Source organism: Salinisphaera japonica YTM-1 (assembly GCF_003788585.1).
Lineage (GTDB): Bacteria > Pseudomonadota > Gammaproteobacteria > Nevskiales > Salinisphaeraceae > Salinisphaera > Salinisphaera japonica.
Genome location: NZ_AYKG01000007.1, coordinates 60,809 through 74,785, shown reverse-complemented (window position 1 = coordinate 74,785; position 13,977 = coordinate 60,809). Strand labels below are relative to the sequence as shown.

15 protein-coding genes are annotated in these 13,977 nt (G+C 60.5%); 5 read left to right on the top strand and 10 right to left on the bottom strand.

Annotation, left to right across the window (positions count from 1 at the left end):
- Positions 1–204: 204 nt before the first annotated feature.
- The 4 genes from SAJA_RS03555 to SAJA_RS03540 form a co-directional block, all read right to left on the bottom strand.
- On the bottom strand, positions 205–516 hold the full coding sequence (locus SAJA_RS03555; protein WP_123657283.1) for a hypothetical protein: 312 nt from the start codon (positions 514–516) through the stop codon (positions 205–207).
- A 114-nt stretch (positions 517–630) separates the two neighbouring features.
- Positions 631–894 (bottom strand): DUF1488 family protein, encoded by a 264-nt coding sequence (locus SAJA_RS03550; RefSeq protein ID WP_123657282.1) that lies wholly within the window; start codon positions 892–894, stop codon positions 631–633.
- Between the two features lie 121 nt (positions 895–1,015).
- A complete protein-coding gene (locus SAJA_RS03545; protein ID WP_123657281.1) occupies positions 1,016–1,222 on the bottom strand; it encodes a hypothetical protein in 207 nt (68 codons plus the stop codon).
- A gap of 594 nt (positions 1,223–1,816) precedes the next feature.
- Positions 1,817–2,320: a hypothetical protein gene (locus SAJA_RS03540; RefSeq protein ID WP_123657280.1), complete on the bottom strand. Its 504-nt coding sequence runs from the start codon at positions 2,318–2,320 to the stop codon at positions 1,817–1,819.
- A 1,236-nt stretch (positions 2,321–3,556) separates the two neighbouring features.
- Here SAJA_RS03540 and SAJA_RS03535 point away from each other — a divergent pair.
- Complete coding sequence (locus SAJA_RS03535) at positions 3,557–4,531, top strand: integron integrase (protein WP_123657279.1); 975 nt, start codon at positions 3,557–3,559, stop codon at positions 4,529–4,531.
- Between the two features lie 129 nt (positions 4,532–4,660).
- Here SAJA_RS03535 and SAJA_RS03530 read toward each other — a convergent pair whose 3' ends face one another.
- The 3 genes from SAJA_RS03530 to htpG form a co-directional block, all read right to left on the bottom strand.
- Positions 4,661–5,008 carry a HepT-like ribonuclease domain-containing protein gene (locus tag SAJA_RS03530; protein ID WP_123657278.1) on the bottom strand — a complete coding sequence of 116 codons (348 nt, stop codon included), beginning with the start codon at positions 5,006–5,008 and terminating at the stop codon, positions 4,661–4,663.
- Positions 4,998–5,303, bottom strand: coding sequence for a nucleotidyltransferase family protein (locus SAJA_RS03525; RefSeq protein ID WP_123657277.1), 306 nt, complete (start codon positions 5,301–5,303; stop codon positions 4,998–5,000). The genes SAJA_RS03530 and SAJA_RS03525 overlap by 11 nt, the downstream gene beginning before the upstream one ends.
- 172 nt (positions 5,304–5,475) lie before the next feature.
- A complete protein-coding gene (gene htpG / locus SAJA_RS03520; RefSeq protein ID WP_123657276.1) occupies positions 5,476–7,431 on the bottom strand; it encodes a molecular chaperone HtpG in 1,956 nt (651 codons plus the stop codon).
- A gap of 186 nt (positions 7,432–7,617) precedes the next feature.
- Here htpG and ddlA point away from each other — a divergent pair, with 186 nt between their 5' ends.
- The 4 genes from ddlA to SAJA_RS03500 all read left to right on the top strand — a co-directional run bounded on the left by ddlA (position 7,618) and on the right by SAJA_RS03500 (position 10,975).
- Positions 7,618–8,727 carry a D-alanine--D-alanine ligase gene (gene ddlA / locus SAJA_RS03515; protein WP_123657275.1) on the top strand — a complete coding sequence of 370 codons (1,110 nt, stop codon included), beginning with the start codon at positions 7,618–7,620 and terminating at the stop codon, positions 8,725–8,727.
- A 65-nt stretch (positions 8,728–8,792) separates the two neighbouring features.
- Entirely contained in the window at positions 8,793–9,209 is a 417-nt protein-coding gene (locus tag SAJA_RS03510) for a hypothetical protein (protein WP_123657274.1), read from the top strand.
- A gap of 3 nt (positions 9,210–9,212) precedes the next feature.
- Positions 9,213–9,980, top strand: a complete 768-nt coding sequence (locus SAJA_RS03505; protein WP_123657273.1) for a DUF429 domain-containing protein — start codon at positions 9,213–9,215, stop codon at positions 9,978–9,980.
- Between the two features lie 77 nt (positions 9,981–10,057).
- Complete coding sequence (locus SAJA_RS03500) at positions 10,058–10,975, top strand: ribokinase (protein WP_123657272.1); 918 nt, start codon at positions 10,058–10,060, stop codon at positions 10,973–10,975.
- A gap of 7 nt (positions 10,976–10,982) precedes the next feature.
- Here the strand turns inward: SAJA_RS03500 and SAJA_RS03495 are convergent, their stop codons facing one another.
- From SAJA_RS03495 to SAJA_RS03485, 3 genes are read right to left on the bottom strand one after another with little or no spacing between them, the layout of a single operon-like run.
- A complete protein-coding gene (locus tag SAJA_RS03495; protein ID WP_123657271.1) occupies positions 10,983–11,756 on the bottom strand; it encodes a triose-phosphate isomerase in 774 nt (257 codons plus the stop codon).
- Positions 11,737–12,219 (bottom strand): ribose-5-phosphate isomerase, encoded by a 483-nt coding sequence (locus tag SAJA_RS03490; protein ID WP_123657270.1) that lies wholly within the window; start codon positions 12,217–12,219, stop codon positions 11,737–11,739. Before SAJA_RS03490 ends, SAJA_RS03495 begins: the two co-directional genes overlap by 20 nt.
- Positions 12,216–13,961 carry a dihydroxyacetone kinase family protein gene (locus SAJA_RS03485; protein WP_123657269.1) on the bottom strand — a complete coding sequence of 582 codons (1,746 nt, stop codon included), beginning with the start codon at positions 13,959–13,961 and terminating at the stop codon, positions 12,216–12,218. The genes SAJA_RS03490 and SAJA_RS03485 overlap by 4 nt, the downstream gene beginning before the upstream one ends.
- Positions 13,962–13,977 lie beyond the last annotated feature (16 nt).

The window sequence follows — 13,977 nt, the reverse complement described above, 5'->3', positions numbered from 1 at the left end:
CCTGATTTAATCCAAACTGCGAGAGCGTGAGAATGACGCAGCGCTCGCGTGCGCTAAGATGCGTATGGGACATCGCAGAGCCTGTTTTGTTGATGGTCTCGACAACCTCAACTTAACGCAACGCCTTGCGATGTCTCACCTTTTCGGAAATGTTGCGATTGGAACCTGAATCCACCGTTTTGGGCGGTCAACTGCAGCGATTTGTTAGAGAATTTTACGTATGCCTTTCGGCAGCTTCTTAATAGTCTTTTTTAGCGCTGCCCGTTCTGTACGCGACTTTTTTGCATATTTTGCAACTTCTACTAGCTTTCCGAATTCTTCACTGAAACGCTTGTCAACCTCGATGATTTCCTCAGAGATTTGAGTCTGGAGTTCATCGGGGTCGTGATTACCTAACTCCGAACCGATAGCGACAAGCGCGCCTTCGATCCTTTCGTACTCTGGTAGATCATAGTGCGCGCCGTTCACAACTCGATCGATCTGCTCCGCGATTTCTTGAGCATCTTCTAAAGTCATCATCTGTTATCACTTATCTCTAACGCCAAAGCTCAGTTGCCGCCGGAGCGGCCGAAGGCCGCGGAGGGCACCCGAAGCGCGGCAGCGCTTTGGGCGGTCAACTGCAGCGCCTCGTTAGGTTGCCAAATCCGCCGTGAAGACGAATACCTTTCCGTCTTCGATTTTGCCTTCACGTATCTTTTTTTCTGCGATACCTAGAAGTTCTGATCTGTTTGCCTCGAAAAGGCTCAAAACATCGTCCATTCGATTAGCAGGATCAATATCCTCTAACGTCTCTGTACTGAAGCGACACGGAATAGCCTCTCCGTCCACTACTGCCTTGTACGAGATATCGCCGTTCTGAGTAATAACTGCGGGACCTGTGAGCTGCACATCCATAGTAATTTCCTTCCTATACCTAACGCCGAAGCTCAGTTGCCGCTGGAGCAGCCGAAGGCTGCGGAGGGAACCCGAAGCGCCCCAGCGCTTTGGGCGGTCAAATGCAGCGAACTGTTAGGTATTAATCGGCTTCGCGCCATAGCTCGGCCCACAGACCGCGAGTGTTTTTATCACCGTCGGCCCCGCACTGTCTGGCCGCCTCTTTAGCTTCGACTTCCATGAATGCATGGAATGAACCGTTACGTGTGCGAAACACTAAATAAGAGTTCCCATCAGCCCCGTCAAAGGTTTTCATCTCGAGGCCGAAGCCTTCTCGTTTTTCTTTCATTACAATTTGCCCTTCTACCTAACGCCGAAGCTCAGTTGCCGCCGGAGCGGCCGAAGGCCGCGGAGGGAACCCAAAACGCGACAGCGTTTTGGGCGTCAACTGCAGCGACTTGTTGGGTGACCGCAAAACCACGACTTTACCGCCGTTCCGTTGAACGAAGGCAACCGAGCCGACTGAACGAAGCCCGCGGTTTTTACTTGCTAAAGCCACCATGCCCTGACGATAGCAAAACTCGAACCCAGGCGCTTTGACCGAAACCGGACTCGATTCCTCGAACGAGGCCCGCTGCTTTGCCCAAGCGAAGGGGCCAGAACTTGCTGGCGACTCCGATGTTTGACGCCATCACCTTTGCCACCGATTTTCGACCGAAGGCGGAAAGATCGACGCGACTCTTCGACGGCCGGGCGGACAAGGAATTTGCGAAGCCACTGCCGGCCAATGGATAGCTGATACTTCGCCGGGAAAACAAAAAAAGCGGCTGTTACCCAACGCCAAAGCTCAGTTGTCGCCACGCAGTGGCGATCAACTGCAGCGGTTTGTTGGGTTTCGAACGCAGCAGATGGACTTGCCGATGAACACCCTATAAAGCTTTTGCTATTCATCCTTTGGCAACTCTTTATTCAGCACGTCGTGAATGTCGTACTCTCCGAAAACCAGATGTCGCTTCGGCAAAGAAAACGAATCTCGCAGCACTTTCGCCAAATTAAGGCTTTGCAACCCTATTCTCGCGGACTGCTGAACCGCCGCTCCTTTAGTTGCTTCTTCATCCCCTACCACATCCCACCAAAACGCCACAGCCTGCTCAGCCTGGTTAACGTCTTGAGGAAAAGTCATCAGCTGGTTTGCCACTGAAGCTTTCCTATGTCTTAGGTAGCCAGCTGTGACTGAGAGTTCGGGAAGCTTCGGCACGCTAGCCATAAACGCACCTGCATGACCTTCCGACCATGTTGCTGCTTTATGAGCAGATATTTTGTCGGCGCAATTGATTGCATATCCTTCGAGTGCTACTGCAGCAACCAGAGCGTCGTACTTAGTTGATTGCTTGGAGGTTCGATTTTCCCGCCAAATATTTATGGCGGCCCCAGTCACAGTCGCCACGAGCGCGCTAGGTATTATTGTGGATAGTAGTCCGCTCATTTATTCACTACCCAACGCCGAAGCTCAGTTGACGCCGGAGCAGGCGAAGCCTGCGGAGGGAACCCGAAACGCGGCAGCGTTTTGGGCGGTCAACTGCAGCGCCTCGTTGTACGTGAACTGCATTGGTTGGTGCTCCCCCGGGTTGGCCTGCGGACCACAAGGCCCAACGCGCCGAAAGAAAGAATTCCCTATGCTCGAACTTACCGCGAATCCCCGCTGACGGAAAGGCTCCGACACAGAGCGAAGGCTGTGAGACTGGAATTAGCGTCCAGTTAGAAAGGCAGCTACTGTCTTCAGATTGCTAGCCGACATGGCGGCCTGACCGCAACACCAACCGACCGCCGTACAACGCCGAAGCTCAGTTGTGGCGGCGCAGCCGGCATCAACTGCAGCGATTCGTTATGCTTGGGACGAATCGCTGCGTTTCGAGCCACTCCGGATTTTTTCGCCTTCTGAGGAATACTGCACCCAGCCTTCTGATTGCTCAAATGGTGGATATGTACTCATGTGGTGCCAAGTATGATATTTCGCCACCAAACTTCCCGACGAATCGTATTCTTCGTAATAGTCGTCGTCGTTGTCTCGCCCCTTGCTTTGTTTAACGGCTGAGTCAGTGTGAAATAGCTTATTCCCTAGCCCTACGGGCAAATAAGACACTTTGCTAGGATCTACTTCCTTTGGTTCTAACATATCTCTACCAAGCAGAATTTTTAAGACATAACGCCTAAGCTCAGCCGCCGCCGGAGCGGCCGAAGGCCGCGGAGGGAACCCCAAACGCGCCAGCGTTTTGGGCGGTCGGCTGCAGCGATTCGTTGTACGTGAACTGGATAAGTTGACTACCCCCGAGCTGGCCAGCGGACCACAAAGCCCGACGCGCCTAAAAGAAAGCATTTCCCCGAAGTCAAACTTACCGTAGATGGTCGCTGACGGGAAGACGCCAAACTTGGCGAAGCCGATAAAAATGTGTCGATTCGCCGAATATTGAACGAAGGGGCCAACGCCCAGCTAATGGCTCGAAATGACTACCCGGCTCGGAAGCCGAGCCGCTATACCAACTGACCGCCGTACAACGCCAATTCGACGACATCTATTTATATTGCACGCTGGACGAAGTCGACCTAATACCACTTTAGAATAACGCTATCACTGGCTTTTGGCGGTAACATGCGTGTTAGGTCGACACTAACGGCGAGCAAAATGCCTACACGCTCCGCAAAACAGCCAAGGCTTCTCGATCAAGTTCGTCGTAGGCTTCGGGTCGGCCACTACAGCATTCGCACGGAGCAGACGTACATTGCCTGGATAAAACGGTACATTCTTTTTCATGGCAAGCGCCACCCGAAAGACATGGGAAAGGAGGAAATTGAGGCCTTTCTTACGTATCTGGCGGTGGAGCGGTCAGTGTCTGCCGCCACGCAAAATCAAGCGTTGAACGCGATTCTTTTTCTTTATCGCACGGTACTCGAAATCGACGTCAAGTGGATGACGGAAGTGGTTCGCGCGAAGCGCAACCCGCGTATTCCTGTCGTGATGAGCGAAACAGAGGTGCGGCGCGTGTTGGCTCATCTTTCCGAAACATACGCTTTAATCGCGTCTCTGCTTTATGGCTCTGGTCTTCGGTTGATGGAGGCGGTTCGCCTGCGCGTCAAAGATGTGGATTTTGATTATCGACAGATCGTAGTACGCGATGGCAAAGGGGCGAAAGATCGAGTTACGCCCTTGCCACAAGTTGCCGTTGCGCCTTTGCAGCAACAGATTCGCGATATCGGGCAGCGCCATGCCGGTGACTTGTCTGCCGGCTACGGAGAGGTTTATTTACCAAACGCGCTTGCCGTGAAATATCCGAACGCGGCGCGCGAGTTGGCTTGGCAATACGTATTCGCTTCCGATCAGCTCTCCAGAGATCCGCGATCGGGCGCGATCCGGCGTCATCACATCAATGAGAAGGGGCTACAACGAGCGGTGAAACAGGCGGTCGCCAAGGCGGGCGTACACAAGAAGGCCAGTTGTCATACGTTTCGGCACTCGTTTGCCACGCACCTGCTGGAGCGCGGCAACGATATCCGTACGGTTCAGGAATTGCTTGGGCATAAGGACGTACGTACGACGATGATCTATACGCATGTACTCAAGCGTGGCGGCTTGGGGGTAGCTAGCCCACTGGATGCTTGACGGAAAGAGATCACGGATGGTGCGCGGTTCGAGTCACAGTCGGGAACAGCATGCTCACTGAAACATTGACTGATGTTTCAGATAATTAACGGAAAATTTTCTCTGAGAGCAAATCGAAGCGCACGATGGCTAGTTTTCACGATTCGCCAACAGCGCTAAAACGTCGTCGAGCAGTATAGGCAAATCGTTCTCCAAGACGCCCCAGACCACTTCGTCGTCAATTTCGGCATACCCGTGGATCAGGATATTTCTGAATGCAATAGACCGACGATATCCTGAAATGCAACGGCAGGTCTCAGGCTGGCGTCGGCTTAATTGATTCAGCGCTTCGCCGATTATTTCGAACTGACGCTCAACTGCTGATCGCAACAGGTCATCGTTTTGATAGTCGGCATATTGCCGCCCGCGAGTAAACGCTTGGATTTTCTCAGCTGCAATTTTTACGTCGTACAGGTATTTAAATCCGTCACGCGACATAAACGGAGTATCGGCTATCGTTGACGCTGCGACGAAAATACGGGTTTTTTATACTGCGCTCGGTCACTAGGTCTACTGAGCGATTGAAGAGGCGTTCGAGGTCTTCTAGCAGCCCGAAATAGGCATCGGCCATGCCGCCAGGTGGTGTTTCTTGAAACACGACAAGGAAATCCAGATCACTGGTTGATGGGTCGAAATCCGCACCGGCTGCGGACCCAAACACATCTAACTGAACGACGCCGTGGCGTTTTGCCAGCTCCGCCAACTGCGATGTGTATGCGCCGATAATATCCATGACGATCTGAAATCAGTTAGCGGATAGAGCCGCGTTAGTTCGTGTGCTCAACATTTAGCAGGTTGCGATCCGTGCAGGCAACCCAATCATGGCCAGCCTACCCCCAATACACAAAAAAGCCGCCGATCAAAGGATCGGCGGCTTTTACGGTCTAACGAATGACTAGATCAGCTCAGGCAGCCCCTCGCGACACGGCCAACAGCATCTGGTTCATCCGCCGCACGAACGTCGCCGGGTCTTCCAGCTCGCCGCCTTCGGCGAGAACGGCCTGCTCGAAGAGCATTTGCGAGAAGTCGGCGAATTCGGTTTCGCCCTGCTCGTTTGCCAGGCGATCGACCAGCGGGTGGGTCGGGTTGATTTCGAGATGCGGAGCGGTATTGGGCATTTCCTGCCCGGCCTCTTTGAGGATGCGCTCAAGGTGCGCCGACATGCCGTGCTCGTCGGCGACGAGGCAGGCCGGGGAGTCGGTCAGGCGGTGGGTGACACGGACTTCGTTGACGCGCTCGCCCAGGGCTTCCTTGATACGGCCGACGAGATCGGAGGATTCTTCTTCGAGCTTTTTCTGTTGCTCTTTTTCCTCCTCGGACTCGGCGTCGCCCAGGTCCAGGGCACCCTTGGCCACGGAGGCAAATTCCTTGCCTTCGTATTCGGTCATGTGGGCCATGACCCATTCATCGACGCGGTCGGTGAGCAGCAGCACCTCGATGCCTTTCTTCTTGAAGATTTCGAGGTGCGGGCTGTGCTTGGCCTCGGCCATGGTGTCCGCGGTGATGTAGTAGATCTTTTCCTGGCCTTCGGCCATGCGCTCGATGTAGGTATCCAGCGATACGCCGGGGTCGGCGGTTTCATCGGTGGTGGTCTTGAAGCGCAGGAGCTTGGCGATCCGGGCCTGGTTTTCGTAGTCCTCGACCACGCCTTCTTTCAAGACCGTGCCGAACTCGTTGGCAAACGTCTTGAACTTCTCGGGCTCTTCCTCGTCCTTGGCCATGGACTCGATCAGGCCCAGCACTTTTTTCACCGAGCCGGCACGGATCTTGTCCAGCAGGCGGTTGTTTTGAAGGATTTCACGCGAGACGTTGAGCGGCAGGTCGTTGGAGTCGATGACGCCTTTCACGAAGCGCAGGTAGCGCGGCATGAGCTTGTCGGCGTCGTCCATGATGAAGACACGCTGCACGTAGAGCTTCACGCCGTGGGCCTTGCCGTTCGGGTCGAACAGGTCGAACGGGGCGCGCTTGGGGATATACAGCAGGTTGGTGTATTCCTGGCTGCCCTCGACCTTGTTGTGCGTCCAGGTCAGCGGGTCTTCGTAGTCGTGGCAGCTGTGCTTGTAGAACTCGGCGTAGTCCTCGTCGTTCAGCGTGGCCTTGGGCTCGGCCCAGAGCGGCGCGCCGCGGTTGACCTGTTCCCAACCGGCTTCCTTGGGCGCTTCGTCGTCTTCGTTATCGGCCTCGTCGATCTCTTCGAGCATCTTGATCGGGAAGCCGATATGGTCGGAGTAAGTCTTGACCAGGTGACGCAGACGCTGGCTTTCCGTGAACTCTTCTTCGCCTTCGCGCAGGTGCAGCGTGACGGTGGTGCCGCGCTGGGGCTTGTCGATTTCTTCCAGCGTGTATTCACCGCCGCCGTCAGAGATCCAGCGCACGCCGGTGGCCTCGCCGCCACGGCGGGTATCCACGACCACTTCATCAGCCACGATGAAGGCCGAGTAAAAGCCCACGCCGAACTGGCCGATGAGCTTGGCGTCTTTTTTCTCGTCGCCCGAGAGCGAATCCAGGAAGGCCCGCGTGCCGGATTTGGCGATCGTACCCAGGCGGTCCATGACCTGGTCACGGGTCATGCCGATGCCGTTGTCGCAGATCGAGACCGTGCGGGCATCCTTATCCTGCTCGATCCAGATCTGGAGCTCGGAGTCGCCCTCGAACAGGGCATCGTTCTTCAGCCCTTCGAAGCGCAGCGTGTCCAGCGCGTCGGAGGCGTTGGAGATCAGCTCGCGGGCGAAGACCTCCTTGTTCGAGTACATCGAGTGGATCATCAGCTGTAGCAGCTGCTTCACCTCGGCCTGAAAGCCGTGTTTCTCGGCATTGGCGCCGGCGCTGGTCCCCTGGGGCTGTGCTTGCTCTTCGCTCATGGTCGGATCGATTCGGTTGAAACAGAAAATGATGCATGCGACCTATCGTCGCGATATGCACTGGATGCGGCCCGATGCGCTGTTTTTCAAGACAGGGGTGATCGGCGTGGCCGTGGTTTCATGGCATCCTCTGGCGCTGATATCGGGCCGGGCCCGAGCAGACACAGGGCGATGAAGAGACAGCACATGAGCCAACAAGCACAGAACAAGATCCGGGTTGCGGTGATCTGTGGCGGCGCCTCGGCCGAGCACGAGGTCTCGCTGGCCTCGGCGCGCAATATCGTGGCCGCACTGGACCGGGATCGGTTCGATGTATCGGTCATCGGTATCGACAAGGCCGGCGTCTGGCACGCTGCCGAGGCCGATGATTTCGTGCATGCCCCGGATGATCCGAAACATATCGCGCTGAAGGCCCATGCGGCCGAGCTGGCCGTGGTGCCGGGCCGGGAAACCGGCCAGATCATTGACGTGGCGACCGGCGCGGTAGCACTCGATATCGACGTGGCGTTTCCGATCGTCCACGGGCCGACGGGCGAGGACGGTACGCTGCAGGGCTTGTTGCGGGCGGCCAATATCGCCTGTGTGGGCGCTGGCGTGCTGGCCTCCGCGGCCGCGATGGACAAGGACGTGACCAAGCGCCTGTTGCGCGATGCCGGCATCAAGATCGCACCCTTCGCGCTCGTCACCCGCGAGACGGCCGCCGATGCGCACTACGACACCCTGGCCGCGACGCTCGGCAGCACGTTGTTCGTTAAACCGGCCAATCTGGGCTCATCGGTCGGTGTATCACGCGCCACCGATGCCCAGAGCTTTGACGATGCTCTGGCCCTGGCGCTGCGTTTCGATCACAAGGTGCTTATCGAGGCCGGCGTCGTCGGGCGAGAGATCGAGTGCGCGGTATTGGGCAACACGGCCCCGCGTGCCAGCACGGTGGGCGAGGTGGTTGTCGCCGGGGGCGGTTTCTATGCCTATGACACCAAATACGTGGATGACTCGGCCGAGGTCATGATCCCGGCGGATCTGGCGGCCACGACGATCGAGGCCGTGCAGCAGGTCGCCCTGGCCACCTACAAGACGCTGGATTGTCGCGGGCTGGCACGGGTGGACGTGTTCGTGACCGACGATGCCCAGGTCATCGTCAACGAGATTAATACCCTGCCCGGCTTCACGCGGATTTCGATGTACCCCAAGCTGTGGGCAGCCTCGGGCATCGCCTATCGCGATCTGGTGAGCCAGTTGATCGATCTGGCGCGCGAGCGCCACGCCGCCGATCGGGCACTGGCCACCTCGATGTGATGACTTGCCAAGCCCGCGGCGCGTCTTTATAACGCGACTCCTGTTTCGATACACGATCTGTCTTCATGGCCTACGCCGACGACACCCCGATGCCCGAGATTCTGGCCGACATGGCAGCCGTCGCCCCGGCGGCCTGTCATGAATTCGCCCGGCGCCAGGCCTTGGCCGGCCACGGGGAGGATCTGCATCAGGCCGCGCGTTTGTTGCACGACGTTGCGTTTTCGGTACAGCTCGACCGCCCGGCCGAACTGCACGCCTGGAAATACCCGGAGACGTTCGAGCCGGTCGATATCGAGCTATTGAAAGCCGTGCTGCAGGCTGCCTCCGAGGGCGACGAGAACCGCGTGAAAACACAGCTCGCCGATCAGGACTTCGCCACCGTGACCGCGCTATCGAGCCTGGCCACCCATCTGCGCCAGGCCAGCGAGCAGATCGCGAAATTCGGCACGCACCGACCTGATCCGCAGCAGCCTCTTTTCTAGGGCGTGTCGTCACACCCTGCCGTACCGGCCCGTATCGGCATCGACGGCTGCCCGGCCGGCTGGGTGGCCGCTCATGCCCACGGCGTGACGGTGGCAGAGAAACTCGTCGATCTTCTGGACAGCCTGGGCGTGGTCGCCGGCCGCGATATCGTGGCCATCGATATGCCGATCGGCCTGATGGATTCCGGCACGCGGGCCTGTGACCACGCCGCGCGCGCCGCGCTGGGCGGCGCCCGGCGCAACAGCGTGTTCTGGACGGCGACCCGCCCGGCTGTCTGGGCCGATGCCGGTCATCGATCGCTACGCGAGGGCCATGCCCAGGCCAGCGAGATCAATCGCCAGCATGGCGCGGGCGGCGTTTCTGCCCAGGCCTATAACCTGTTTCCCAAGATTCGCGAAGTCGAGACGCTGCTCTACGAGCGGCCTGCTTTGCAGGCCAGCGTTTATGAAGTGCACCCGGAGCTGGCCTTCGCGGCCTGGCAGGCCGAGGCGCTGGGATTATCCGAAGACGCCCTGGCGCCGATGGCTCATGCCAAGAAAAGCGGGCTAGGCGCCCACGACCGGCTCGCGCTGATCTTCGATCGTTACGGCCGCGACGGCTTCGAGGCGACCCGCCAGAGTCACAGGCAAGGCGCGGTCGCCGACGACGATATCGCCGATGCCTATGCGGCCTGCTATAGCGCCGAGCGCATCGCGGCCGGGCGCCACATCACCCTGCCCGACCCGCCGCCTGTCGATACCGCCGGCTTACCGGTGCGCATCTGTTATTAGCCGGTTGGATGTGAACAGCGCGACAGAACCAAGCCGTCATGGTGCAATAGCACTCTTTCCAAACGTCTGGAACGCCCATGATTATCGTCGCCGGTAGTGCCAATATCGATCTCGTTGCCCGCGTGGATCATCAGCCGGCGCCGGGCGAGACGTTGATCGCCGAGGGTTATGCGGTTCACGACGGTGGCAAGGGCGCGAATCAGGCCGTGGCCGCTGCCCGCATGGGCAGCCGGGTACGCTTCGTGGGTGCGGTCGGGGCCGATGATTTCGGCGCACGGATTCGCACGACTCTCGAAGCGGAACAGATCGATACGTCGGCCCTGTCTACACTCGGCGGGGCCAGCGGCATCGCGATGATCAGCGTGGATTCTGCCGGTGAGAACTGCATCATCGTGGTGCCCGGCGCCAATGAAAAACTGGGCGTGATCGAGGACGCAGAAACCGTGTTCGGCGGTGCCCGCGTGGTACTCACGCAGCTTGAAACCCCGCCCGCCTTCGTGAATGCCGCGTTGATGGCCGGGCGCCTGTACGGCGCCGAGACGATGCTGAACGCGGCCCCCGCGGCCTCGTTGTCGCCCTACGCGCTCGACGCGCTGGATTGGTTGATCGTGAACGCCGCGGAGGCCGCCCTGATCGGGGAGGTCGCGGTGCCCGCCGACGTTACCGCGGCCCGGGCGTTGGCCGCGGATCTGGCGGCCACGTACGCAGTGGGCGTGGTGATCACGCTCGGCGCGGACGGGGCGACCTGGCAGGCGCGCGATGAAACGGCTGAGGATGCAGGCGGCCATGTGGCCGGTGCGGCCGCCGAGGTCGTTGATACCACCGGCGCGGGTGACACCTTTGCCGGCGTATTCGCCTGGGCGCGCAGCCAGGACAAATCGATCCGCGAGGCGGTGCGTTGGGCCGTGGCGGCCGGCGGCCTGTCGGTCGGCCGGGCCGGTGCGCGTAGCGGTATGCCGGGTTTCACCCAGCTTGCCGAAGCCGTCGGCGACTGAGACGCGATCAGTCGGCGATCAGGGCCGCGGCCTCGTCCAGAATCGCGGCGAAGGCCGCCGTGTCGTGGGCGAACCGGCCCAGGAACAACCCGTCCACGGCGCCGTTCAACGCCGCCAGCGTGCCGACCTGGGCGCTGCCGCCGTAGACGACGCGTGCGTGGGTGATGCGCGAATCGTCGGCGAGCCTTGCCGCAAGCGCTTGGGCCACGTGCTGAATATGCCCCGCGTCGGCCGCCTCGGCCTGGCCGATCGCCCAGACGGGTTCATAAGCCACCACGATATCGGTAGGCGTATCGAGTGTGGCCAACGAGGCCTCGAGCTGCGCGATACAGAATGCGGCCGCCGTGTCGGGCTCACCGTTTTCGGGCTCGCCGATACAAAGCCACGGCGTGAGGCCGTTACGCACGGCCGCGGCGACTTTCTGGGCAATCACGCCATCGGTTTCGCCGAACACGGCCCGGCGCTCGGCGTGACCGATTTCAGCGTAGCGGGCGCCCATGTCGGCCAGATCGGCCCCGCTGATGGCCCCGGTATAGGCCCCGCGATCTTCCCAGAACAGATCCTGGGCGCCGAAGGCCACCGGCGCTTCATCCACCGCGGCCATCGATGTCTCCATCGCGGGCAGTGTCGGAAAGATGACGAGTTCAAGATCGCCGCCGGACACGGCCGGATGCGCGCGGGCGATCTCGCCCGCGCGCCGGCACCACTCGCGCGTCTCGCCCCGGCTCAGGTAGAGCTTGAACGAGACGCCGATGATGATCTTATTCGACAGGGCTGGCATCCCCGGTCTTTTCGTAGTTGTCGATCACCGCGACCTTCTTGGCCGAGGACGACTCGGGATCGAAACGATAGGTCAGCCACTCGGCGGCCAGCTTGCGGGCCAGCTCCAGGCCCACCACGCGCTCGCCGAAACACAGCACCTGGGCATTGTTGGATTTGATGGCGCGCTCGACGGAGTAGCCGTCGTGGGCGGTGACGGCCCGGATGCCCTCGACCTTGTTGGCCGAGATGGCCACGCCCAGGCCGGTGCCACAGATCAGCAGCGCCCGGTCGGCTTCGCCGGCGGCGATCTTGTGGGCGGCCGCAATAGCCACCGTGGGATACGGCGTCTTGGCCGCCTCGTCCACGCCCATGTCCTCGACCGAGGCCACATCGGCGCTGGCCTGCATGTCGGCTTTCAGGGCTTCCTTGTAATGATAGCCGGCTTCGTCGGAGCCGATGATGATACGCAGGGGATTACTCATGAAGAACGCTCTTTCAGTTGTGCCAGGGTCGCGCCGGCGGCGGCCGTGATCAGGGCGAACGATACGGCGCCCGGGTCGGGATGGCCGACGCTCTTGTCGCTGTGGTTCTTGGCCCGGCCGAGTTTGGGTTTCAGATCGGCGGTGGCCTTGGCGGCATCGGCTGCGGCGTGGCTGGCGGTCTGCCAGGCCTCGCGCAGCGACTTGCCGGCCTCGACCTCGGCCATCAGGTGCTCGGCAAACGGCTGCATGGCATCGATCAGGGTCTTGTCGCCCGCGCGGGCCCCGCCCAGGCGCTGGATGGCATCTACAGCGTCGTGCACGCCGGCCGCCACGGCCGGCGCCTTGACCGGTTCTTGATCGCCCAGACGAGCGCCCAGGGTACGCAGCCCCAGGCCCCAGAGCGCACCCGACGTGCCGCCGGCCTCGTTGGCCCAGGCGTCACCGGCGCGCTCGAGCACCGTGCCCGCGCCGCAGCCGGCATCAACCGCCGTGCGGGCTGCCGTGAGCGCGGCCTGTACGCCGGTATGCATGCCGATGCCATGATCGCCGTCGCCGGAAATGGCATCGAGCTTGCCCAACGCGTCAGCCTCTTGTTCGATCTCGGCGTGGATGGCCTCGATGACGGCGAGTACGCCCGGTGCCTCGTCCTTCGAGATCGCGCTGGCCTCGGGCACGGCGGCATCCAGCTCGGCCAGGGTTGTTGCCTCGGCCTCACGCCGCGTGCCGGAGATCGGCGTGTCGAAGCGGTTATAGGCCGGGGTCTGGGCGCTTGATGTCCAGACGGCTTCCATTTCGTCGTCCAGCCAGAACAGGGTGAGTGAGACACCGGCCATCTCGAAGCTGGTGACCAGCTCGCCGACTTCCGGGTTGATAACGGTCAGCCCGGCCGCTTCAAGCTCAGCGGCCACGCTCTTGTAGAGCACGAACAGCTCTTCGTACTTGACCGCGCCCAGCCCGTTGAGCATTACGCCCACACGGGGATTGCCGGCGCGTACGAGCCCGGTCGGGCGTTCTTCCAACAGCCGCTCGACCAGCATGACGCCCAGCTCGTGGGCGCTCGGCAGATCAATTTCGTCAATACCCGGCTCGCCGTGGATGCCCATGCCCACGCCCATGCGCCCCTCGGGTACGGTGAACAACGGCTCGGCCGCGCCCGGCAGTGTGCAGCCAGAAAACGCCACGCCAAATGAGCGGGTCAGGTCATTGGCACGCATGGCAAAGTCAAAGACCGTGTCCATGTCATCGCCGCGCTCGGCGGCGTAGGCCAGCGCGCGGAAGACCGTCAGATCCCCGGCGATGCCACGCCGCTCGGCGGGCCGTTCGGCCGGCCCGCTGCAGACATCGTCGGTCACGGCCAGGCAACGCGCCGGAATGCCCTCGGCCTTCAAGCGCTCGGCGGCGATGCCGAAATTGAGCACGTCGCCCGCGTAGTTGCCAAACGACAGGATCACGCCGGCGTCCGAGGCCGCCGCCTTGGCCACGGAATAGATCTGCTGGGCCGAGGGCGAGGCAAAGATATTGCCCATGGCTGCACCGTGGGCCAGGCCCTCGCCCACCAGGCCGGCAAAGGCCGGATAATGGCCCGAGCCACCGCCGATGACGATAGCGACCTCGCCGGGCGGGGTCACGGTGGCCCGTACCACGCCGCCGGGCACGCGCTGGACCAGATCGGGATTGGCGGCCACGAAGCCGTCGATGGATTCATCGACGAAATCGGCCGGCTTGTTGAAGAGATAACTCATGACGTCTCCGCGAAAA